Origin of the sequence: Streptomyces sp. NPDC001231 (genome assembly GCF_042896885.1) — a bacterium.
Lineage (GTDB): Bacteria > Actinomycetota > Actinomycetes > Streptomycetales > Streptomycetaceae > Streptomyces.
The window spans coordinates 119951-140539 of record NZ_JBIAXS010000001.1; the positions used below are offsets into that span (position 1 = coordinate 119951).

Here is a 20589-nt window from a genome sequence, read left to right on the forward strand (position 1 = left end):
CGCGTTGTCTCCGCTCCTCAAGGGCGTCCGCTTCCCGGTGGCGTCCGGCTTCTGAGCGGCGTCCGCGGTTCAGTGGCGTCCGCACTCACTGGCGTCCGGCGTCCGCGTAGAAACTGATCTTGCGGTCCAGTACCGCCAGCGTGTCCCGGAGTTCGGCGATCCGGGCCAGGACGTCCCGGCGGGTCGCCTCCAGCAGCGCGTGGCGGTCGCCGTAGGTGCCCTCGCCCGCGCGCACCAGCTCCGCGTACCGGACCATGTCGGCGACCGGCATCCCGGTCAGCCGGAGCTTGCCGACCAGGTCGAGCCAGTCGAGGTCGCGGTTGGTGTACCGGCGCTGGCCCGTGTGCGAGCGGTCGACGTGGGGCATCAGGCCGATCCGCTCGTACCAGCGCAGGGTGTGGGCCGTCAGCCCGGTGAAGGCGACGACCTCGCTGATCGTGTAGCCGTCCTGCCCGTCGGGGCGTGGGTGCCGCCGGGGTGCGGCGGAGCAGAGGTCGGCGCCGGTGGGGGCTTCCTCGGTCTCCTCGATGGTCACGGCCGTGGTCTGCGTCACCGTCATGGCCCCACGCTATGACCTTGGAGTGCACTCCAAGCAAGCGGAACCCGGCAGGGCGGCGAGAAATGCGCGCGACGCGGGGCGGGCGCGGTGACTAGCGTGCCGGACATGAGTCTCGTACGACGTGCTGGGCCCGAGGACGCCGCGGAAGTGCTGCGACTGCGCCAGGTGATGATCGACTCGGTCCACGGCACCGATCCTTCCACCGACTGGCACGCGGAGTCCCTGCCCACCCTGCGCGCGAAGCTGGCCGAGCCGGACGGGGACTTCGCGGCGTACGTCGTGGACCATCCGGAACGACCGGGGGCGCTGGCCGCGCTGGTGGCGGGCACGATCGACTACCGGATCGGCCGGGCGGGCCATCCGGGGGGCACGGTCGGCTACGTCTTCAGCGTCGCGACGGATCCGGACGCCCGCCGTCGCGGGTACGCGCGCGCGTGCATGGAAACGCTGCTGGAGTGGTTCCGCGAGCGCGGTGCCGGCCGGGTGCAGCTCACCACGTCCACCGAGGGGGCACCGCTGTACACCTCCCTCGGCTTCCGGCCCAAGCCCGACCCGTTGCTGGAGCTGTGGCTGTGAGCGCTTAGGCTCGACGTCATGTCGTTGAACTCCCTGGCGTCGATCGAGAACTGGCCGGTCCCCACCGCGGCGGCGGGCGTGGTCCGCGCGGACGGCACGGTCCTGGGCACCCACGGCCCGACCGCGCGGCCCTTCCCGCTGGCCTCGGTCACCAAGCCGCTGGCGGCGTACGCGGTGCTCGTCGCCTACGAGGAGGGCGCGATCGAGCTGGACGAGCCGGCCGGTCCGCCCGGCGCGACCGTCCGCCATCTGCTCGCCCACACCTCGGGCCTGGCCTTCGACGAACACCGGGTGACCTCCCCGCCCGGCGAGCGGCGGCTCTACTCCAACGCCGGCTTCGAGCAGCTCGGCGACCATGTGGCCAAGGCCACGGACATCCCGTTCGCCGAGTACCTGCGCCAGGCGGTCCTGGCCCCGCTGGGCATGACGCGGACGACCCTGGAGGGCTCCCCGGCGAAGGACGGGGTGTCCACGGTCGACGATCTGCTCCGCTTCGCCGCCGAGATCCAGGCCCCGCGCCTGCTGGACCCGCGCACGGTCGCGGAGGCGATGACGGTGCAGTACCCCGGCACCAAGGGCGTCCTGCCGGGCTACGGCCACCAGAACCCCAACGACTGGGGCCTCGGCTTCGAGATCCGCGACTCCAAGTCCCCGCACTGGACGGGTACTTCCTCGTCCCCCCGCGCTTTCGGCCATTTCGGCCAGTCCGGCACGTTCCTGTGGATCGACCCGGCCGCCGGCGCCTCCTGCGTAGCCCTGACCGACCGCGCCTTCGGCCCCTGGGCCATCGAGGCCTGGCCCCCGTTCACGGACGGGGTGCTGGCGGAACTGCGCGCCGCCTGAGAACGGGCCGGCCATGGACATCACTTTCCGGCGCCTCCTCCCCTCGGACACCGAGCCCCTGGTCCGCTTCCTGACCGGCGAGAGCTGGCCGTTCCACAGCGTCGGCGAGGTGGACGGCGACACGGCGCGCCGGTGGATCGACGAAGGACGCTTCGAGAGCGGGGAGAACAGGAGCTTCTGGATCCTGGTCGGTGCGGAACCCGTCGGCGTGGTCCGGCTCATGGACCTTGCCGACGACACGCCCCTGTTCGACCTTCGCCTGCGGGCCGGGCACCGGGGTCGCGGCGTCGGCCGCGAGGCCGTGACCTGGCTGACGCGGTATCTGTTCGAGGAGTTCCCGCATGTGCACCGCGTCGAGGGAACCACACGCCAGGACAACCACCCGATGCGCCGCGTCTTCCTGCGCTGCGGCTACGCCAAGGAAGCGCACTACCGGGACGCGTGGCCGGCCCAGGACGGAACGGTCCACGACACGGTCGGCTACGCGATCCTGCGCCGCGACTGGCTGTCCGGCCGAGTCACGCTTCCGCAGTGGAACGACGAGCCCGTCGACCGGCCGTCGGCGGGATAGCCCACCCGAGGTATCGCCGCTGTTCACGGACGGGAAACTCCGGGCGGCCGTCGGCGAGGAAGTCATGCGGAGGCAACTGACAAGTCTTCTCATTTTCTGGGATGCACCAGGACCGCCTGCGAAATTCATCCCATTCTTGGCCGGTGTCGACTTCAACGCCTCCTGGCTAATATTGGCCGGGGGTGGCTGTGTTGGCTGTTGGATTCGGCGTGGGCAAGATTTGGCGACAGCGGAATGACGCCAACTGATTCTGCGGCCGTCGGGCACCTCTGGCTCACCTGGAGGGGTTTCGACACGGAGGATTCTCCCGCCTGTTACCGTGCCGACACGTTGTAGCGGTCGCTCCGGGAGCCGGAGCGTCACGGCGGCTCACCGGCCGGCCATCTCCCACATCAGCAGCTCCGCGTTCGTCAGTGCCAGCGTCTCCATGTCCCTGGCGGACGTGATGCGGGCCGCGTCTCCGGGGCCCAACTCGGCTGCGCCCAGGCGTACTTCGCCGCGCACGACGTGGACGTACACGTATGCCGCGTCCGGGATCGCCGTTCGTTCGGTCGGGGCGAGGCGGCGTACGTGGAGCATGGCGCCGGCCTCCGGGATGGCGTAGGGGGTGGAATCGGCGATGCCGTGGACGAGTTCGTAGCAGGCGGTGCCGCCGGGTTCCAGGGGGGCCAGCCAGGTCTGGACGAAGGTCAGAGGGGTGGGGCCCGCGTTGCGTTCCACATGGTGGACGCCGCCCGCCGAGCTCAGGCGCTGTACGTCGCCGGGGCGGACCACCGTCTCGCGGCCCGTGGAGTCGCGGTGGGTCAGCTCGCCCTCGACGACCCAGGTGACGATCTCGGTGTGGCTGTGCCGGTGCTCGTCGAAACCGGCGCCGGGGGCCAGGTGTTCCTCGTTGCAGGCGATCATCGCGCCGAAGCGGAGGTTGTCCGGATCGTAGTGCGGGCCGAAGGAGAAGGCGTGCCGGGAGGTGATTCCGGCGGCCGGCTCGCCGCCCTCGTAGCGCTCTGCCGCGCGCCGTACTTCCGTCGTCACGCGGACCACCGTAGTCCCCGGCCGTGACGGGCCGGAGCAGCCCAGCCCCGACCCGGCGACACGTACGCACGTCCGGATGAGGCAGTCTTGTCCCCGTGCCCGAACCCGAATCCCGCCCGGCCGATGCCGCAGCCCACTCCGTCCATCCGCATGCCGCGACCCTGAAAAGACTGGAGAGGTCCTCCGGGTCGCTGGCCGCGCAGGCGATCGCACGGATGGACGAGACGCTGCCGTGGTACCGGGCGATGCCCCCGGAGAACCGTTCGTGGATCGGGCTGGTGGCCCAGGCGGGCATCGCCGCCTTCACCGAGTGGTTCCGGCACCCGGACGCGCCCCAGGCGATCTCCACCGATGTGTTCGGGACCGCGCCGCGCGAGCTGACGCGGGCGATCACGCTGCGGCAGACCGTGGAGATGGTGCGCACCACGATCGAGGTCATGGAGACGGCCATCGACGAGGTGGCGGCGCCGGGGGACGAGTCCGTGCTCCGGGAGGCGCTGCTCGTCTACGCCCGCGAGATCGCCTTCGCCACCGCCCAGGTCTACGCGCAGGCCGCCGAGGCACGCGGTGCCTGGGACGCCCGGCTGGAGTCCCTGGTCGTCAACGCGGTGCTCAGCGGGGAGGCCGACGAGGGGGCCGTGTCGCGGGCCGCCGCCCTGGGCTGGAACTCCCCCGAACATGTGTGCGTGGTACTCGGGACCGCGCCCGACGGGGACTCCGAGTTGACCGTGGAGGCCATCCGGCGGGCCGCCCGGCACGCCAAGCTGCAGGTGCTCACCGGGGTGCTCGGGGACCGGTTGGTCGTCATCGCGGGCGGGAGCGACAACCCGCTGGCGGTGGCCAAGTCGCTGATCGGGCCCTTCGCCGCCGGGCCGGTCGTCGCCGGGCCGGTCGTGCCGGATCTGCTGGCCGCGACCCGGTCCGCGCAGGCCGCCGCGGCCGGGCTCAAGGCGTGTTCCGCATGGCAGGACGCACCGCGGCCGGTGCTGGCGGACGATCTGCTGCCGGAGCGCGCCATCGCCGGTGACCCGGGCGCGCGGGAGCAGTTGGTAGAGGAGATCTACAGACCGCTGGAGGAAGCCGGCTCCGCGCTGCTGGAAACCCTCAGCGTCTATCTGGAGCAGGCGAGCAGTCTGGAAGGCGCGGCCAGGATGCTCTTCGTTCACCCGAACACCGTGCGCTACCGGCTCCGACGTGTGACTGACGTCACCGGTTGGTCACCCTCCGATGTACGATCCGCGTTCACCCTGCGGATCGCACTGATCCTGGGGCGTCTGGCCGACGGAGATCCCCAGGCCTAGGCTTTTGTCGGGGGCCCACAAAACCCCTTGCCGTTCTTCGTCCCTGTCCCCACGGGCGGCCGCGGCCGTCCCCAAGAGAGAGTGTGAGAGTGCTCGTACTCGTCGCTCCCGGCCAAGGCGCCCAGACGCCCGGCTTCCTGACTCCCTGGCTCGAACTGCCCGGCGCCGCCGACCGTGTGGCCGCCTGGTCCGACGTCATCGGCCTGGACCTCGTGCACTACGGCACGCAGGCCGACGCGGACGCGATCCGCGACACCGCGGTGGCCCAGCCGCTGCTGGTCGCCGCCGGGCTCCTGTCGGCCGCGGCACTGGGTGACATCGCCGCGGACGTGGTCGCGGGCCACAGCGTCGGCGAGATCACCGCCGCCGCGTTCGCAGGCGTCCTGGAGGACACCGCCGCGCTGACCCTGGTCCGCCGCCGGGGCCAGGCCATGGCCGAGGCCGCCGCGATCACCGAGACGGGCATGTCCGCGCTGCTGGGCGGCGACCCGGACGTGTCCACGGCGCACCTGGCCAAGCTGGGCCTGACCCCGGCGAACGTCAACGGCGCGGGCCAGATCGTGGCCGCCGGCACCATGGAGCAGCTCGCCGCGCTGAACGAGGACAAGCCCGAGGGCGTGCGCAAGGTCGTCCCGCTGAAGGTGGCCGGCGCCTTCCACACGCGCCACATGGCCCCCGCGGTCGAGAAGCTGGCGGAGGCCGCCAAGTCGCTCTCGCCCACCGACCCGAAGGTCACCTACGTCTCCAACAAGGACGGCCGGGCCGTCCACAGCGGCGACGAGGTCGTCGAGCGGCTGGTCGGGCAGGTCGCCAACCCGGTCCGCTGGGACCTGTGCATGGAGACCTTCAAGGAGCTGGGCGCCACCGCCCTGATCGAGGTGTGCCCCGGCGGCACCCTGACCGGCCTGGCCAAGCGCGCGCTGCCCGGCGTGAAGACACTGGCGCTGAAGACCCCCGACGACCTCGACGCGGCCCGCGAGCTCATCGCCGAGCACGCGAGCGCCTGACGCCTTAAGGAGCCGACGAGCATGTCGAAGATCAAGCCCAGCAAGGGTGCCGCGTACGCGCGCATCCTCGGTGTGGGCGGCTACCGGCCCACACGCGTGGTGCCCAACGAGGTGATCCTTGAGCGGATCGACTCGTCCGACGAGTGGATCCGCTCGCGCTCGGGCATCGAGACCCGGCACTGGGCGTCGCCCGAGGAGACCGTCGCGGCGATGTCGATCGAGGCCTCCGGCAAGGCGATCGCGGACGCCGGGATCGACGCCGCGCAGATCGGCGCGGTGGTCGTCTCGACGGTCTCGCACTTCAGCCAGACCCCGGCCATCGCCACCGAGATCGCGGACAAGCTCGGCACGGACAAGGCGGCCGCCTTCGACATCTCGGCGGGCTGCGCCGGCTTCGGCTACGGCCTCACCCTGGCCAAGGGCCTGGTCGTCGAGGGTTCGGCGGAGTACGTGCTGGTCATCGGGGTGGAGCGGCTCTCCGACCTGACCGACCTGGAGGACCGGGCCACGGCCTTCCTCTTCGGCGACGGAGCCGGCGCGGTCGTGGTCGGCCCCTCGCAGGAGCCCGCGATCGGCCCGACCGTCTGGGGCTCGGAGGGCGACAAGGCCGAGACCATCAAGCAGACCGTGCCGTGGGACCGCTTCAGGACCGGCGACGTGTCCGAACTCCCCGTCGACAGCGAGGGCAACGTCAAGTTCCCCGCGATCACGCAGGAAGGCCAGGCGGTGTTCCGCTGGGCCGTGTTCGAGATGGCGAAGGTCGCCCAGCAGGCGCTGGACGCGGCCGGGATCACCCCGGACGAACTGGACGTCTTCATCCCGCACCAGGCCAACGTGCGGATCATCGACTCGATGGTGAAGACGCTCAAGCTGCCGGAGCACGTCACGGTCGCCCGTGACATCCGCACCACCGGCAACACCTCGGCCGCCTCGATCCCGCTCGCGATGGAGCGGCTCCTGGCGACCGGCGAGGCGAAGAGCGGCGACACCGCGCTCGTCATCGGCTTCGGGGCGGGTCTCGTGTACGCCGCGACGGTCGTTACCCTCCCCTAGGCACTCCGTGCCGGATCATGCTTCCGGTGCGGGACCGCACACCCCTGCCGCTGACGCGGTGGGCGCCACACCCTCTGGAAATCTACGAAGGAGCGCCGACATGGCCGCCACTCAGGAAGAGATCGTCGCCGGTCTCGCGGAGATCGTGAACGAGATCGCCGGGATCCCGGTCGAGGACGTCCAGCTGGACAAGTCCTTCACCGACGACCTGGACGTCGACTCGCTGTCCATGGTCGAGGTCGTCGTCGCCGCCGAAGAGCGCTTCGACGTCAAGATCCCCGACGAGGACGTCAAGAACCTCAAGACGGTCGGCGACGCGACCGACTACATCCTCAAGCACCAGGGCTGATCGACCGATCACAGCCTTGGGCTGACTGCCCCGCCACCCGGCGGTGGCGCCGTACGAATCCTCGTTCCGTTGGAGAAAGAATTCCCGTGAGCTCGACCAATCGCACCGTGGTCGTCACCGGTATCGGCGCAACCACACCGCTGGGTGGCGACGTAGCTTCTACCTGGGAGGGCCTGGTCGCCGGCAAGTCCGGCGTGAAGCCCCTGACCCAGGAGTGGGCGGCCGACCAGGCCGTCCGTATCGCCGCTCCGGTGGCCGTGGAGCCGACCGAGGTCATCCCGCGGCCGCAGGCTCGCCGTCTGGACCGCTCGGCGCAGTTCGCGCTGATCGCGGCCCAGGAGGCCTGGAAGGACGCCGGTTTCACCGGCAAGGCCGGTGAGGACGGCTCCGTCGACCCGGACCGGCTCGGCACGGTCGTCGCCTCCGGCATCGGCGGCGTGACCACCCTGCTGGACCAGTACGACGTGCTGAAGGAGAAGGGCGTCCGCCGCGTCTCCCCGCACACCGTCCCCATGCTGATGCCGAACGGCCCCTCGGCCAACGTGGGCCTGCTCGTGGGCGCCCGCGCGGGCGTGCACACGCCGGTCTCGGCGTGTGCCTCGGGTGCCGAGGCCATCGGCTACGCCATCGAGATGATCCGCACCGGCCGTGCCGACGTCGTCGTCGCCGGCGGTACGGAGGCGGCGATCCACCCGCTGCCCATCGCCGCGTTCGGCAACATGATGGCGATGTCGAAGAACAACGAGGACCCCGAGGGCGCCTCGCGGCCCTACGACGTCGCCCGGGACGGCTTCGTCCTCGGCGAGGGCGCGGGTGTGCTCGTCCTGGAGTCCGCCGAGCACGCCGCCAAGCGCGGTGCCCGCGTCTACGCGGAGGCGGTCGGCCAGGGCATCTCCGCCGACTCCCACGACATCGTCCAGCCGGAGCCGGAGGGCCGGGGCATCTCGCACGCCCTGCAGCACCTGCTCGACAGCACCGACCTGGACCCGGCGGAGATCGTGCATGTGAACGCGCACGCCACCTCGACGCCGGCGGGTGACATCGCCGAGCTGAAGGCGCTGCGCAAGGTCTTCGGCGACCACGCCGACCACATCGCGGTCTCCGCGACCAAGTCGATGATCGGTCACCTGCTCGGTGGCGCGGGCGGTGTGGAGTCGGTGGCGACCGTGCTGGCGCTGTACCACCGGGTGGCTCCGCCGACCATCAACGTCGAGAACATCGACCCCGAGGCCGAGGCGAACGCGGACGTGGTCCGCGGGGAGGCGCGCAAGCTGCCCGCCGAGGGCCGTATCGCCGCGCTGAACGACTCGTTCGGCTTCGGCGGGCACAACGTGGTGCTGGCGTTCCGGACGGTCTGAGAACCCCCGGCAGCGGATGTCCGAAGGGCCCCCACCGATCGGTGGGGGCCCTTCGGGTTCCGCAAGCGGTCGTATTCCGGAGCGGCCGGATCCGGAAGCCGTCAGACCACCTGGTGCAGCCAGCGCACGGGGGCGCCTTCACCCGCGTAGCGGAACGGCTCCAGTTCGTCGTCCCAGGGCTTGCCCAGGAGCTTGGCGAGTTCGGCCTCCAGGTCGGTCTCGCCGCGCTGGGAGCGCAGCAGGGCGGCGCGCAGCCGGTCCTCGGGGATGAGGATGTCGCCGTGGATGCCGGTGACGGCGTGGAAGATACCGAGGTCGGGGGTGCAGCTGTAGCGCTCGCCCTCGGCGGTGGGGCAGGGCTCGGCGGTGACCTCGAAGCGCAGCAACTGCCAGCCGCGCAGCGCGGAGGCGAGTTTGGACGCGGTGCCCGGCTGGCCCTGCCAGGAGAACTCCGAGCGCCAGGTGCCGGGCGAGGCGGGCTGCCGGATCCAGTCCAGGCTGACGCGCGTACCGAGCACCCCGGCGACGGCCCACTCGACGTGCGGGCACAGCGCGCGCGGCGCGGAGTGCACGTACAGAACTCCACGTGTCGTCACCGGGACCTCCGGACAGAGCGGGACATGGTGCGGGCGGGCGGACAGCGGTGGCGTTTGAGGCCACGTTGATGGCGAGGCTACCGTGCGACGGGGCAAGGAGTGTGACGTACCGTCGGTCCAGGTGCCAGGAAACGCCCTCCATTCACCCAGGGGGACGCTTGTACGGGTGCGAGCCCCCCACTCGAGTGGGGGCGGGAACCCTCGCGCGTTCTCATGGAGGGAAGCACTTCACGACGACCGAGGGGATCACCAGGGCATGCGGAAACGACGTCACCGTACCCGGGCCGCCCACGCCGTCGTGGCGGCGGCCGTACTGGCCACCGCGGGCTGCAACGCCGTAGGACTGGAGGCCGGGGCCGGAGCCTCCCGCCCGTCCGCGGCACCGCCACCCGTCTGGAACACCAGCCCGGACTCGATCGCCGCGGTCGGCGACTCCATCACCCGCGGCTTCGACTCCTGCATGGTGCTGACGGACTGCCCGGAGGCGTCCTGGGCGACGGGCAGCGACGCGTCGGTCAACAGCCTGGCGGTGCGGCTGCTCGGGTTGACCGGAGCGGCCCAGCGCAGCTGGAACTTCGCGGTGACCGGGTCCCGGATGACCGATCTGAACAGCCAGATGGCGCAGGCCGTGCGGAAGAAACCGCAGTTGGTGACGGTCATGGCCGGAGCGAACGACGCCTGCCGTGACTCCCTGGAGGCGATGACGCCGGTGGCGGTCTTCCGGGCCGAGTTCGAGGCCGCGATGGACACACTGCGTCAGGCCCTGCCCAAGACACAGGTGTACGTCTCCAGCGTGCCGGACCTGAAGCGGCTGTGGTCCGAGGGCCGTACGAACGCGCTGGGCAAGCAGATCTGGAAGCTCGGTATCTGCCCGTCCATGCTGGGCGACGCCGACGCGCTGGACGCGGCGGCCACCAAGCGGCGCGACACGGTGCAGGCCCGGGTGCGGGCGTACAACGGTGTGCTGAAGGAGGTCTGCGCGAAGGACCACCGCTGCCGCTTCGACAACAACGCGGTCTTCGACTACCGCTTCGGCACCGACCAGCTGAGCCACTGGGACTGGTTCCACCCGAGCCGCGACGGCCAGGCCCGGATCGCCGAGATCGCCTACCGGACCGTCACCGCGAAGACCCCCTGAAAGGCCCTTGAAGAACCCCCGCAGAGCCCCTGCGGAGCCGCAGGAAGGCCCCTGACGACAGGACTTAGGGTTTCCCCATGAGCGACCCCACGAGCGACCCCACGAGCGAGCCCTTCGGCACTCTGGCCGACGGCACCGAGGTGCACCGCTGGACGCTGGAGCGGGCCGGGGTGCGGGTACGGGTGCTGTCGTACGGCGGGATCGTGCAGTCGGTGGAGGTCCCGGACCGGGACGGGCGCACTGCGGACGTCGTGCTGGGGTTCCCCGGCCTGGACGGCTACCTGGCCCACCCCGAGCCGTTCCTCGGCGCGCTGATCGGGCGGTACGCCAACCGGATCGCCGGGGGCCGCTTTCCGCTGGACGGGCGGACGTACGCGCTGGAGCGGAACGAGGGCGGCAACTCGCTGCACGGCGGTGACGGCGGCTTCGACAAGCGGATGTGGGAGGCGGCACCGGTCGAGCACGGCGTGCGGCTCAGCCGGGTCAGCCCGCACGGCGAGGAGGGCTTCCCGGGCCGCCTGGAGGTCTCGGTGACGTACACCCTGGACGAGGCGGGAGCCCTGCACATCGCCTACACGGCGGTCACGGACGCGCCGACCGTCGTCAACCTCACCAGCCACTCGTACTGGAACCTCGGCGGCTTCGGCGACGCGGGCGGGCACGAACTGCGGCTAGCCGCCTCCCGGTACACGCCGGTGGACGCGGATCTGATCCCGACCGGCGCCCTCGACGAGGTGGCGGGCACCCGCTTCGACTTCCGGGAGACGCGGAAGGTGGGCTCCGGCTACGACCACAACCTGGTCCTCGACAAGGGCGTCACCGACGAGCCGGTGGAGGTCGCCGAGTTGCACGATCCGGCGTCCGGCCGGGTCCTGACGGTGGCGACGACCGAGCCGGGCCTCCAGCTCTACACCGGCGACCACCTCCCCGCCCCCTTCGCCCCGGGAGACGGGATCGCCCTGGAGACCCAGCACTTCCCGGACTCCCCCAACCGCCCCGGCTTCCCGAGCACCGGGCTCAGGCCCGGCGAGGTCTTCCGCTCGCGGACGGTGTACGGCTTCTCGGCGCGCTGAGCGCCCCGGCCCAGCCCCGGCCCAGGGGTCAGGTCCCGGACCGGGGCTGCCGGTGGGCAGACTCGGCCCGGACCCGACGTTAACCGCCGGGGGGAGAAGCCGGCCGGTCATCGGGCGCTGTGCCGCGATCTCGTACGAACCCTTCACAAACGAGGGCGGCTTCGCCCGGCTGTGCCCGGCCCCCGCGTCAGGCGGGTGCCGCCGACTGCGACTGCGACGGCGGCGGCGTCCGGGGTGCCGGGGTGACCGCGTCGCCGGTCTCCTCGTCCAGCAGCTCACGGGCGAGCAGGGTGGCGCCCGCGACCGCGCCCGGCATCAGGAACACCGCCACGAACGGCACCAGGAAGGCCAGGCCGAGCGGGGCGCCGAAGCCCCAGACCAGCAGCTTGCGGGAGCGCAGGAGGGCCAGTCGGTCGCCGAGACCGACGCCCCGGCGCTGGAGGGCGACGGCGGTGAGCTCCTCGGTCAGGAAGAAGCCGGTGACGAAGAACCCGAGCACCGGCACGACCGTCTGTCCGACGAACGGCAGGAAGCCCAGCGCGAAGAGCAGCACGCCCCACAGCGCGGCCCGCACGACGATGCGCAGGCTGTCGCGGGCCGAGATCCACAGGTCGCGCCAGAGCGGCAGGCCGGACTCGGGCGCCGTGCCGTCGGGCGACACGTCCCGGTCCACCTGCTCGGACAGGCTCTCGTAGAAGGGCTGGCCGATCAGGAGGGTGACCGCGGTGAAGGTGACCACGGCGAGGAGCAGCCCCAGGGCGAACAGCACGGCGGTGAGCAGGCCGCGGAAGAGTCCGGTCCAGGGGCCCGGCCAGTCGCCGGCGAAGGGGGTGGCCCAGGTGACGGCGTCGCCGCCCCACAGCGCGAGCGCGGTGAGCGCCGCCGCATACAGCACCAGCGTGATCAGGCCCGGGAGCAGTCCGAAGCGGTACGACTGCCCGTGCCGGGCCATCCAGCGCTGGCCTTTGAGGAGATGGGCGAAACCGGCCCCGAGGTCACGCATGGAAAAACTGTATGCGGGGCCCGCGCCCGCCCGTCCTCCGGGTACGCGCCCGCGGATGACCCTGGAGATCCACGGCACCGTCGCCGACGGCTGCGAACCGGTGCGGGAGGAGTTCGCCGCGTTCGTGGCGGCTCAGCGGCCGGACCACGAGGGGCAGTTGCGCGCGTACGTCCACGGGCGGCGGGTGCTCGACCCGCGCAGGCCCCACCGACGGTGGGGGCGCGCCGGTGCCGAGAGCGCGAACGCGCGGAGGCGCGAGGCGCAGAGCGCGATCGGGCCCTCGACACCGGCTGGAAGCGCCCGCAGGCGACCGAGCCGTCGGCTCAGCCCAGCGTCACCGTGATGTTCCCCCGGGTCGCCTTCGAGTACGGGCACACCTGGTGGGCCTTCTCCACCAGGCTCTTGGCCGTCGCGGCGTCGACGTTCGGGATGTCGGCCGAGATCTCCACGATGATCCCGAATCCGTCCTCGTTCTTGCCGATGCCGACCTTCGCGGTGACGGTGGAGCCGGAGATGTCGGCGCCCTCCTGGCGGGCGACGACGCCGAGGGCGCCCTGGAAGCAGGCGCTGTAGCCGGCGGCGAACAGCTGCTCCGGGTTGGTGCCGGCGCCGCTGCCGCCCATCTCCTTGGGCGGGTTGACGACGACGTCGAGCTTGCCGTCGTCGGTGGCGACCCGGCCGTCGCGGCCGTTCTCGGCGGTGGCGACGGCGGTGTACAGGACGTCAGAACGTCGGATTGCAGGGCTGGGCATGGGGTTGCGTTCCTTCCTTCGTCCGCCGCGACTCGCGCCCACGGTCGCACCTGGCGGTTTCGAGTTCCGGAAAGAAGCTACCGCATAGCGAAACTTCAGGGAACGGCCGCCGGATGGGGTCACAGCTTGACGATCATCTTCCCGGTGTTGTCGCCGCGCAGCACGCCGAGGAAGGCCTCCAGCGTGTTCCCGATGCCTTCGACGAAGGTCTCGCGGTACTTCAGCTCCCCCGAGCGCACCCAGGCGCCGACCTCCCGCACGAACTCGGGCTGGAGGTCGTAGTGGTCGCCGACGAGGAAGCCCTCGATGCGGCCACGGGTCTGGATCAGACGGGCGAGGTTCTTCGGACCCGGGGCGGGCTCGGTGTTGTTGTAGACCGAGATCATTCCGCAGATCGCGATGCGGCCGCCCAGGTTGAGGGAGCCGATGGCGGCTTCCAGGTGCTCGCCGCCGACGTTGTCGAAGTAGACGTCGATGCCGTCCGGGGCGGCGGCCCTCAACTGCTCGGCCACCGGGCCGCTCTTGTAGTTGAAGGCGGCGTCGAAGCCGTACTCCTCGGTCAGCAGCCGGACCTTCTCGTCGGAGCCGGCGGAGCCGATCACCCGCGAGGCGCCCTTGAGCCTGGCGATCTGCCCGACCTGACCGCCGACCGCGCCGGCCGCGCCGGAGACGAAGACGGCGTCGCCCTCCTTGAAGGAGGCGGTGCGCAGCAGACCGGCGTAGGCGGTCAGCCCGGTCATGCCCAGCACGCCGAGGTACGCCGGCAGGGGCGCCGCCGCGGGGTCGACCCTGACCGCGCCGCGGCCGTTCACGGCGGCGTACTCGCGCCAGCCGCCGAAGTGCAGGACGTGGTCGCCGACGGCGATCCCCTCGGCCTCGGAGGCGACGACCTCGCCGACGGCGCCGCCCTGCATGGGCCTGCCCAGTTCGTACGGCGCGGCGTACGACTTGGCCGCACTCATCCGGCCCCGCATATAAGGGTCGACGGAGAGGTATTCGTTGCGTACGAGGACCTGACCCTCGCCCGGCTGCGGGATCTCGGTCTCGACCAGGGCGAAGTCCTCGGGCTTCGGCCAGCCGACCGGACGGCTGAGCAGGTGCCATTCTCGGTTGATCACGACAGCGCCTTTCAGTTACTTCAGTTACTGAAACAACCATGCGCCTGAATATTTCATGAAGTCAAGTAAGCCGGTACGCTGGACGCATGGCCGCCGCACCGAACACCCGCCGACCCGACGCGCTGACCCTGGAGGTCGTCGAACTGATCGGCGACGTCGTGGCCCGGTTCTACGAGGACTACGAGGAAGCCGCCGGGGAGCACGCGCTGACCGGGGCGCAGGCGCGGCTGCTGAGCCTGCTGTCGCTGGAACCGCTGCCGATGCGGAAGCTGGCGCAGAAGCTGAAGTGCGAGCCGTCGAACGTCACGGGGATCGTGGACCGGCTGGAGACGCGGGGACTGGTGGAGCGGCAGCCGGATCCGGGCGACCGGCGGGTGAAGCTCGCGGCGGCGACCGAGGAGGGGCGGCGGGTGGCCCGGGAGCTGCGGGAAGGGCTGCGCTTCGCGCGGGAACCGCTGGCGGGCCTCTCCGAGGGGGAGCGGCTGGCACTGCGGGACCTGCTGCGGCGGATGATGGACCAGGGGGGACTCGGCTGACCGCGGCCGCCTTCACGGCGACGTGGAGCCCGTGCCGACAGGGCGGCCCGCAGGCCCGTGGATCGCTCCCTACGTGCACCACCACAGGAAGCGGTCGCACTTGCGCGTCGGCGTGGGGGTCGGATCCGGCTGAGGGGCCGGTGGGGCGGGGTCCGTCGTCGGCGGGTCCGCGGGCCGGGGCGCCTCCGAGGTCACCGGGTCCGGCGCACCAGGACCGTCCGAGCCCCCGCCCGCGCCGTCCTGCGCCGTCGCCTCGGCCGACTCCCGGGGGCTGCTCGCGTCGCTCGCGTCCGGTTCCGGTTTCCCGTCCTTCGCTGAGGCGGAGGGCGAGGCCGACTTGGAGGCGTCCGGCGAAGCCGTGCCCGTACCGGCCGCCGGAGCGCCGTCAGCCGGCGCGGTCGTCCCGCCGGTACCGGTCGGGGACGCGTCGCCCTCCTCCACGTCGTCACCGACCGCCGCCGGTTCGGGGTGGGAGAAGCCCGGCAGGCCCGGTGCGTCGACGCCGAGTTCGGCCAGGCTCAGACCACCGCCCGCCAGTACGAAGCCGATGGCTATCAGCAGGACCCGGCGGCGGCGCCTGCGGTGGGCCGCGGCCTTGCGGTCCCGCCGGCTCGCACCCCGGCGCCCCACGGCCTCCGCGCTCTCCGTGTCCTCGGCGTCCTCGGCGTCCTCCGCGTTCCCTGCGCCGCCTGCGTCCTCGGCGTCCGTCCGGGCCGCCTCGGCGGCTCCGCCCCGGCCGCGGCCGCGCGGGCGGCGCCGCCCGGCCCGCCCCTCCGGCTCGGCAGGACCGCCGCCGAGCCCCTCCTCGTCGTGCCCGTCGTGGCTGTCATGGCCGTCGTGCCCATCCCGCCCCTCTTCGAGGTGGAGCTCTCCGCTCTCCCGCGGGACTTGGACGGCCACCGCCTCCGCGCCCACCCCCGGATCCCCCGCGTACGCGGGAAGGGTCTCCACTGGGGTGCCGCACCCCGGGCAGGCGAGGGCGCCGTTGAGGTGCCGTCGGCACGGGTGGCAGTAGTTCATGACGCGGGAAGAGTAAGTTCCGGATGGGCATGGTTCCTAGGCACCCCTGTGAAGGTTCTGTGCGGGATCGAAAGAGTGGTCGAAAGTCTCGCCGAAACCGTTATCTGTCGGACCCATTGACACCCTCACCACCCCCTCCTTACTGTCTCGCCAGCATTTCGAACGTCTGACGAAATCTCGAACAACGACATCGATGTCGAGCAGCCGAGGGGCGGGCGCCGTGCGCATCACCGGAATCAGCACCCATGTGGTCGGGACGCCGTGGCGCAACCTGACCTACGTCCAGGTGCACACCGACGAGGGCATCACGGGGGTCGGCGAGACCCGGATGCTGGGCCACACCGACGCGCTCATCGGCTACTTGAGGGAGGCCGAGGCCAACCACATCCTCGGCTCCGACCCGTTCGCCGCCGAGGACCTCGTCCGCCGCATGAAGTACGGCGACTTCGGCCGCGCGGGTGAGATCGTGATGTCCGGCATCGCGGTGGTGGAGATGGCCTGCTGGGACATCAAGGGCAAGGCGCTCGGCGTCCCCGTGTGGCAACTGCTCGGCGGCAAGGTGACCGACCGGGTCAAGGCGTACGCCAACGGCTGGTACACCACCGAGCGCACCCCGGAGGCGTACCACAAGGCCGCGCGGGAGGTCATGGAGCGCGGTTACCGGGCGCTCAAGATCGACCCCTTCGGCACCGGGCACTTCGAACTCGACCACGAGGAAACCCTGTACGCCGTCTCGCTCATCGAGGCCGTACGGGACGCCATCGGCCCGGACGCCGAGCTGATGCTGGAGATGCACGGCCGCTTCTCCCCCGCCACCGCCGTCCGACTGGCCGGGGAGATGGCGCCCTTCGCCCCGGCCTGGCTGGAGGAGCCCGTCCCGCCGGAGAACCTGAAGGCGCTGCGGAAGGTCGCCGCCAAGGTGGACGTACCGGTCGCCACCGGAGAGCGCATCCACGACCGGATCGAGTTCCGCGAGCTCTTCGACGACCAGTCCGCCGACATCATCCAGCCGGACGTCGGCCACATCGGCGGCATCTGGGAGACCCGGAAGCTGGCCGCGACCGCCGAGACGCACTACATGCTCGTCGCCCCGCACAACGTGGGCGGGTCCGTGCTCACCGCGGCCTCGCTCCAAGTGGGTTTCGCCACACCGAACTTCAAGGTCCTGGAGCATTTCAACGACTTCGCGGACGCGGAGATCAAGAAGGTGGTCAGGGGCGCGCCCCGGGTGGACCCGGAGGACGGCTGCTTCCACCTCTCCGACGCGCCCGGTCTCGGCGTCGAGCTGGACGTCGACGCGGCGGCCGAATTCCCCCAGCAGCAGGCCCGGTTCGACCTGTGGGCCGAGGGCTGGGAGCAGCGCAGGCCGAAGGGGACGAAGTGAGCGCCGAGGTCGTCGTCGAGGCCCCGGGCGCGCACCGGATCGCCGGGCACACGCCGCGCGACCCGGGTCCGGGCGAGGCACTGGTCGCCGTGCACGCCGTGGGGATCTGCGGCAGCGACCGCGAGGTGTACCAGGGCAACCGGCCCGAGGGGTACGTCCGTTACCCGCTGACGCCGGGCCACGAGTGGTCCGGGACGGTCCGGCGGGTGGGCACCGGGGTGCCCGGCGGTCTCGTGGGCCGCAAGGTGGTCGGCGAGGGTTTCCGCAACTGCCAGGTGTGCGACCGCTGTCACGCGGGCGAGACGACCCTGTGCACTGCGGGCTACGAGGAGACCGGCTTCACCCGGCCCGGCGCCATGGCCGCCACGCTGACGTTGCCGGCCAGGCTGCTGCACGTGCTGCCCGAGGACGCCGACCTCACCGCTGCCGCCCTGCTGGAGCCGGCCGCATGTGTCGCGGCCGCCGCGCTGAAGGCGGACGCCCGGCCGGGCGAGCGGGTCGCCGTGGTCGGCACCGGCACGCTCGGGATGTTCGCCGTCCAGTTCCTCAAGGCCCTCTCTCCGGCCGAGCTGCTGGTCGTCGGCACACGCGACGACCGCGAGGCCCTGGCCCGGCGGTTCGGCGCCACCGGCTTCTCCACCAAGGACCGGCGGCTGCCCGGCGGCTTCGACGTGGTGATCGAGACCGCCGGGTCCGCGGACGCGGCGCGGACCGCCGCCGCGCTGCTCAGACGCGGTGGGCGGCTGGTCCTGACGGGCATCCCGGCACCGGGCGCCGAGGGACTGGACCCGACCGACCTCGTCGTACGGCAGCTGGAGGTGCACACCGTCTTCGGGGCGCCGCCGCACGCCTGGGCACACACGGTGCGGGTGTTCGCGGCCGGGCTGCTCGATCCGCTCCCGCTCGTCACCCACGAACTCCCGCTCGCCGAGTTCTCGCACGCCATCGATCTGGTCGGTGCGGGCGATCCGAAGGTGGGCAAGGTGCTGCTCCGCCCGTGACCGTGCGCCGCTCACGGCGTGACCCTACGACGCCGTGAGCGGCGCACCGGGGCCGGTTCACCGCCGGTCCCCTGCACGGCCCGCCACATCCGGAGTCGCGAACCTTGTCCGAGATACCGAACACGAAGGACTGCCTGTGACCGACGCTTCCGCAACGGCCGCCCGCAGGCCCGGTGAGCAGGCGCTCACCGCGCTCGGCCTGGGCGCCCCCGCCCTCGACCCCGCCGACGCCTCGCCCCACGCCTTCCCGGGCGGCGGCCGCTGGCGCACCGAGATCCCCTCGTGCGAGGGCCCGGAGGCGCTGGCGGTGGTCCTCGACGAGGCCGCACGGCTCGATGTGCCGATCCACCGGATCAGCCAGGGCAGCGGCGTGTGGATGCTGACCGACGCCGAGATCACCGAGATGGCCGGGGCGAGTGCCGCACGCGGCGTCGAGCTGTGCCTGTTCACCGGCCCGCGCGGCACCTGGGACACCGGCGGCTCGGTGCGCTCCGACTCGCGCGGGGCGGGGCTGCGCGCCCGCGGCCACGACGCGGTCGCCGGTTGCGTCGAAGACGCCGTACGGGCCACGGAGTTGGGTGTGCGCTGCCTGCTCGTCGCCGACGAGGGGGTGCTGTGGACGCTGCACCGGGCGCGTACGACGGGACTGATCCCGGCCGACACCACCCTGAAGGTGTCCGCGCTGATCGGCCCGGTGAACCCGGCGTCGTACGCCGTCTTCGAGCGGCTGGGCGCCGACTCCGTCAATGTGCCCAGCGATCTGACACTCGATCACCTCACCGAGATCCGGCGGGTGTCGGGCGCCCCCATGGACATGTACATCGAGGCACCCGACGACCTCGGCGGCTATGTGCGGATGTACGAGGTCGCCGAGCTGATCCGGCGCGGCGCACCGCTCTATCTGAAGTTCGGCCTGTCCAAGGCGCCCGGCATCTACCCGTACGGACACCACCTGCGCGAGCTCACCCTGGCCACCGCTCGGGAACGGGTGCGGCGCGGCCGGCTCGCCCTGGACCTGCTCGCCCGACACGGCGCCGCCGGTGACATGGCGCCGCTCGGCTCCCGGCTGCCGGGCCCGCTCCACCGCTTCCCCACCGGCGCCTGACAGACGCCTGGCAGACGCCGAGAGCACCTCCCCACACCCCACCCCGACCAGACGGACAAGGACTGATCACCATGCGCAACCGCAGAGCCGCCCTCGCCGCCACGGCCGCAGCCGCGTCCCTCGCCCTGACCCTGTCCGCCTGCGGGCAGAACAGCGAGGGCGGCAGCAAGGAGAAGGCGGGCAGCACCAAGGGCGCCACCATCGGCGTCGCGATGCCGACGAAGTCCTCCGAGCGGTGGATCTCCGACGGCGACAACGTCGTCAAGGACCTCCAGGCCAAGGGCTACCGGACCAAGCTGGTCTTCGGCGAGGACAACCCCGACACCCAGGTCTCGCAGATCGAGAACCTGATCACCCAGGGCGTCAAGGGCCTGATCGTCGCCGCCATCGACAACAAGTCGCTGAACAACGTGCTCCAGGAGGCGGCCGACGCCGGCATCCCGGTCATCGCCTACGACCGGCTGATCCTCGGCACGGAGCACGTCGACTACTACGCCTCCTTCGACAACGAGAAGGTCGGCCGGCTCCAGGCCGGCTACATCGTCGACAAGCTCGGCCTGAAGGGCGGCAAGGGCCCGTTCAACATCGAGCTGTTCGCCGGCTCCAACGACGACAACAACACCAAGTACTTCTTCAACGGCGCGATGAGCGTCCTGAAGCCGTACCTGGACAGCGGCAAGCTGAAGGTGAGGTCCGGCCAGACGCAGCTCACCAAGGTCACCACCCTGCGCTGGGACGGCGCGACCGCGCAGCGGCGCATGGACGACATCCTCACCTCCTCCTACAAGAGCGGCCGGGTCGACGCGGTGCTCTCGCCCTACGACGGCATTTCCATCGGCATCCTCTCCGCGCTGAAGTCGGACGGCTACGGCTCGGGGAGCAAACCGCTGCCCGTCGTCACCGGTCAGGACGCCGAGCTGGCCTCGGTGAAGTCGATCATCGCGGGCGAGCAGACGCAGACCGTCTACAAGGACACCCGCAAGCTCGCCGAGGTCGCCTCGGCCATGGTCGACGACGCTCTGAAGGACAAGAAGCCGCAGGTCAACGACACCAAGACCTACGACAACGGCACGAAGGTGGTCCCGGCCTACCTGCTGCAACCGGTGAGCGTCGACCAGAGCAACTACGAGGAGGTCCTGGTCAAGGGCGGCTACTACACCGACGCCGAGCTGAACAAGTAGCCGGGAAGCGACCGCCGCATCCACCGACCCCAA

The 20589-nt window shown here is 71.5% G+C and carries 22 protein-coding genes and 1 pseudogene; 16 read left to right on the forward strand and 7 right to left on the reverse strand.

Going from position 1 to position 20589, the window contains the following annotated elements:
• Positions 1-85 precede the first annotated feature (85 nt).
• Entirely contained in the window at positions 86-559 is a 474-nt protein-coding gene (locus ACFY3J_RS00590; protein WP_384173609.1) for a MerR family transcriptional regulator, read from the reverse strand.
• Between the two features lie 105 nt (positions 560-664).
• On the opposite strand from ACFY3J_RS00590, the gene ACFY3J_RS00595 reads away from it, so the two are divergent.
• From ACFY3J_RS00595 to ACFY3J_RS00605, 3 genes are read left to right on the forward strand one after another with little or no spacing between them, the layout of a single operon-like run.
• The gene (locus ACFY3J_RS00595; RefSeq protein ID WP_384173606.1) at positions 665-1135 is read left to right on the forward strand and encodes a GNAT family N-acetyltransferase; all 471 of its coding nucleotides are present in this window, start codon (positions 665-667) and stop codon (positions 1133-1135) included.
• 18 nt (positions 1136-1153) lie between these two features.
• Positions 1154-1978, forward strand: a complete 825-nt coding sequence (locus tag ACFY3J_RS00600; protein WP_384173603.1) for a serine hydrolase domain-containing protein — start codon at positions 1154-1156, stop codon at positions 1976-1978.
• A gap of 13 nt (positions 1979-1991) precedes the next feature.
• Positions 1992-2549, forward strand: a complete 558-nt coding sequence (locus ACFY3J_RS00605; RefSeq protein WP_384173600.1) for a GNAT family N-acetyltransferase — start codon at positions 1992-1994, stop codon at positions 2547-2549.
• 369 nt (positions 2550-2918) lie between these two features.
• Here ACFY3J_RS00605 and ACFY3J_RS00610 read toward each other — a convergent pair whose 3' ends face one another.
• A complete protein-coding gene (locus tag ACFY3J_RS00610) occupies positions 2919-3581 on the reverse strand; it encodes a pirin family protein (RefSeq protein WP_384173597.1) in 663 nt (220 codons plus the stop codon).
• A gap of 95 nt (positions 3582-3676) precedes the next feature.
• Between ACFY3J_RS00610 and fasR the strand changes: the two genes are divergently transcribed.
• The 5 genes from fasR to fabF all read left to right on the forward strand — a co-directional run bounded on the left by fasR (position 3677) and on the right by fabF (position 8649).
• Positions 3677-4882, forward strand: a complete 1206-nt coding sequence (fasR, locus tag ACFY3J_RS00615) for a fatty acid biosynthesis transcriptional regulator FasR (RefSeq protein WP_384173594.1) — start codon at positions 3677-3679, stop codon at positions 4880-4882.
• Between the two features lie 89 nt (positions 4883-4971).
• Positions 4972-5889, forward strand: coding sequence for an ACP S-malonyltransferase (locus ACFY3J_RS00620; protein WP_390839664.1), 918 nt, complete (start codon positions 4972-4974; stop codon positions 5887-5889).
• 21 nt (positions 5890-5910) lie between these two features.
• The gene (locus tag ACFY3J_RS00625) at positions 5911-6942 is read left to right on the forward strand and encodes a ketoacyl-ACP synthase III (protein WP_390839665.1); all 1032 of its coding nucleotides are present in this window, start codon (positions 5911-5913) and stop codon (positions 6940-6942) included.
• Positions 6943-7042: 100 nt separating this feature from the next.
• On the forward strand, positions 7043-7291 hold the full coding sequence (locus tag ACFY3J_RS00630) for an acyl carrier protein (RefSeq protein ID WP_003989952.1): 249 nt from the start codon (positions 7043-7045) through the stop codon (positions 7289-7291).
• A gap of 86 nt (positions 7292-7377) precedes the next feature.
• A complete protein-coding gene (gene fabF / locus ACFY3J_RS00635; protein WP_384173585.1) occupies positions 7378-8649 on the forward strand; it encodes a beta-ketoacyl-ACP synthase II in 1272 nt (423 codons plus the stop codon).
• Between the two features lie 101 nt (positions 8650-8750).
• On the opposite strand, the gene ACFY3J_RS00640 is transcribed toward fabF, so the two are convergent.
• Entirely contained in the window at positions 8751-9245 is a 495-nt protein-coding gene (locus ACFY3J_RS00640; RefSeq protein WP_326802325.1) for a DUF3145 domain-containing protein, read from the reverse strand.
• Positions 9246-9501: 256 nt separating this feature from the next.
• On the opposite strand from ACFY3J_RS00640, the gene ACFY3J_RS00645 reads away from it, so the two are divergent.
• Together ACFY3J_RS00645 and ACFY3J_RS00650 are read left to right on the forward strand one after the other, a co-directional pair.
• Positions 9502-10383 carry an SGNH/GDSL hydrolase family protein gene (locus ACFY3J_RS00645; RefSeq protein WP_384173580.1) on the forward strand — a complete coding sequence of 294 codons (882 nt, stop codon included), beginning with the start codon at positions 9502-9504 and terminating at the stop codon, positions 10381-10383.
• A 77-nt stretch (positions 10384-10460) separates the two neighbouring features.
• Positions 10461-11456, forward strand: a complete 996-nt coding sequence (locus ACFY3J_RS00650) for an aldose epimerase family protein (protein WP_384173577.1) — start codon at positions 10461-10463, stop codon at positions 11454-11456.
• A gap of 187 nt (positions 11457-11643) precedes the next feature.
• Here ACFY3J_RS00650 and ACFY3J_RS00655 read toward each other — a convergent pair whose 3' ends face one another.
• Positions 11644-12459 carry an EI24 domain-containing protein gene (locus tag ACFY3J_RS00655; RefSeq protein WP_390839667.1) on the reverse strand — a complete coding sequence of 272 codons (816 nt, stop codon included), beginning with the start codon at positions 12457-12459 and terminating at the stop codon, positions 11644-11646.
• A gap of 55 nt (positions 12460-12514) precedes the next feature.
• Here ACFY3J_RS00655 and ACFY3J_RS00660 point away from each other — a divergent pair.
• Positions 12515-12652 (forward strand): annotated as a pseudogene (locus tag ACFY3J_RS00660) (EstA family serine hydrolase); the annotation flags it as partial.
• A gap of 130 nt (positions 12653-12782) precedes the next feature.
• Here the strand turns inward: ACFY3J_RS00660 and ACFY3J_RS00665 are convergent.
• Together ACFY3J_RS00665 and ACFY3J_RS00670 are read right to left on the reverse strand one after the other, a co-directional pair.
• On the reverse strand, positions 12783-13211 hold the full coding sequence (locus tag ACFY3J_RS00665) for an organic hydroperoxide resistance protein (RefSeq protein ID WP_384173571.1): 429 nt from the start codon (positions 13209-13211) through the stop codon (positions 12783-12785).
• Between the two features lie 119 nt (positions 13212-13330).
• Positions 13331-14329, reverse strand: a complete 999-nt coding sequence (locus ACFY3J_RS00670) for an NADP-dependent oxidoreductase (RefSeq protein WP_384173568.1) — start codon at positions 14327-14329, stop codon at positions 13331-13333.
• A gap of 86 nt (positions 14330-14415) precedes the next feature.
• Between ACFY3J_RS00670 and ACFY3J_RS00675 the strand changes: the two genes are divergently transcribed.
• Complete coding sequence (locus tag ACFY3J_RS00675; RefSeq protein ID WP_384173565.1) at positions 14416-14865, forward strand: MarR family winged helix-turn-helix transcriptional regulator; 450 nt, start codon at positions 14416-14418, stop codon at positions 14863-14865.
• Between the two features lie 69 nt (positions 14866-14934).
• Here the strand turns inward: ACFY3J_RS00675 and ACFY3J_RS00680 are convergent, their stop codons facing one another.
• Positions 14935-15885 (reverse strand): hypothetical protein, encoded by a 951-nt coding sequence (locus tag ACFY3J_RS00680; protein ID WP_390839669.1) that lies wholly within the window; start codon positions 15883-15885, stop codon positions 14935-14937.
• Between the two features lie 220 nt (positions 15886-16105).
• Here ACFY3J_RS00680 and ACFY3J_RS00685 point away from each other — a divergent pair, with 220 nt between their 5' ends.
• The 4 genes from ACFY3J_RS00685 (at position 16106) to chvE (ending at position 20556) form a co-directional block, all read left to right on the forward strand.
• Positions 16106-17269 (forward strand): mandelate racemase/muconate lactonizing enzyme family protein, encoded by a 1164-nt coding sequence (locus ACFY3J_RS00685; protein ID WP_390839985.1) that lies wholly within the window; start codon positions 16106-16108, stop codon positions 17267-17269.
• The gene (locus ACFY3J_RS00690) at positions 17266-18270 is read left to right on the forward strand and encodes a zinc-binding dehydrogenase (RefSeq protein WP_390839671.1); all 1005 of its coding nucleotides are present in this window, start codon (positions 17266-17268) and stop codon (positions 18268-18270) included. Before ACFY3J_RS00685 ends, ACFY3J_RS00690 begins: the two co-directional genes overlap by 4 nt.
• Before the next feature lie 136 nt (positions 18271-18406).
• Complete coding sequence (locus ACFY3J_RS00695; RefSeq protein ID WP_384173556.1) at positions 18407-19375, forward strand: hypothetical protein; 969 nt, start codon at positions 18407-18409, stop codon at positions 19373-19375.
• A gap of 71 nt (positions 19376-19446) precedes the next feature.
• Positions 19447-20556, forward strand: coding sequence for a multiple monosaccharide ABC transporter substrate-binding protein (gene chvE, locus ACFY3J_RS00700; protein WP_384173553.1), 1110 nt, complete (start codon positions 19447-19449; stop codon positions 20554-20556).
• Positions 20557-20589 lie beyond the last annotated feature (33 nt).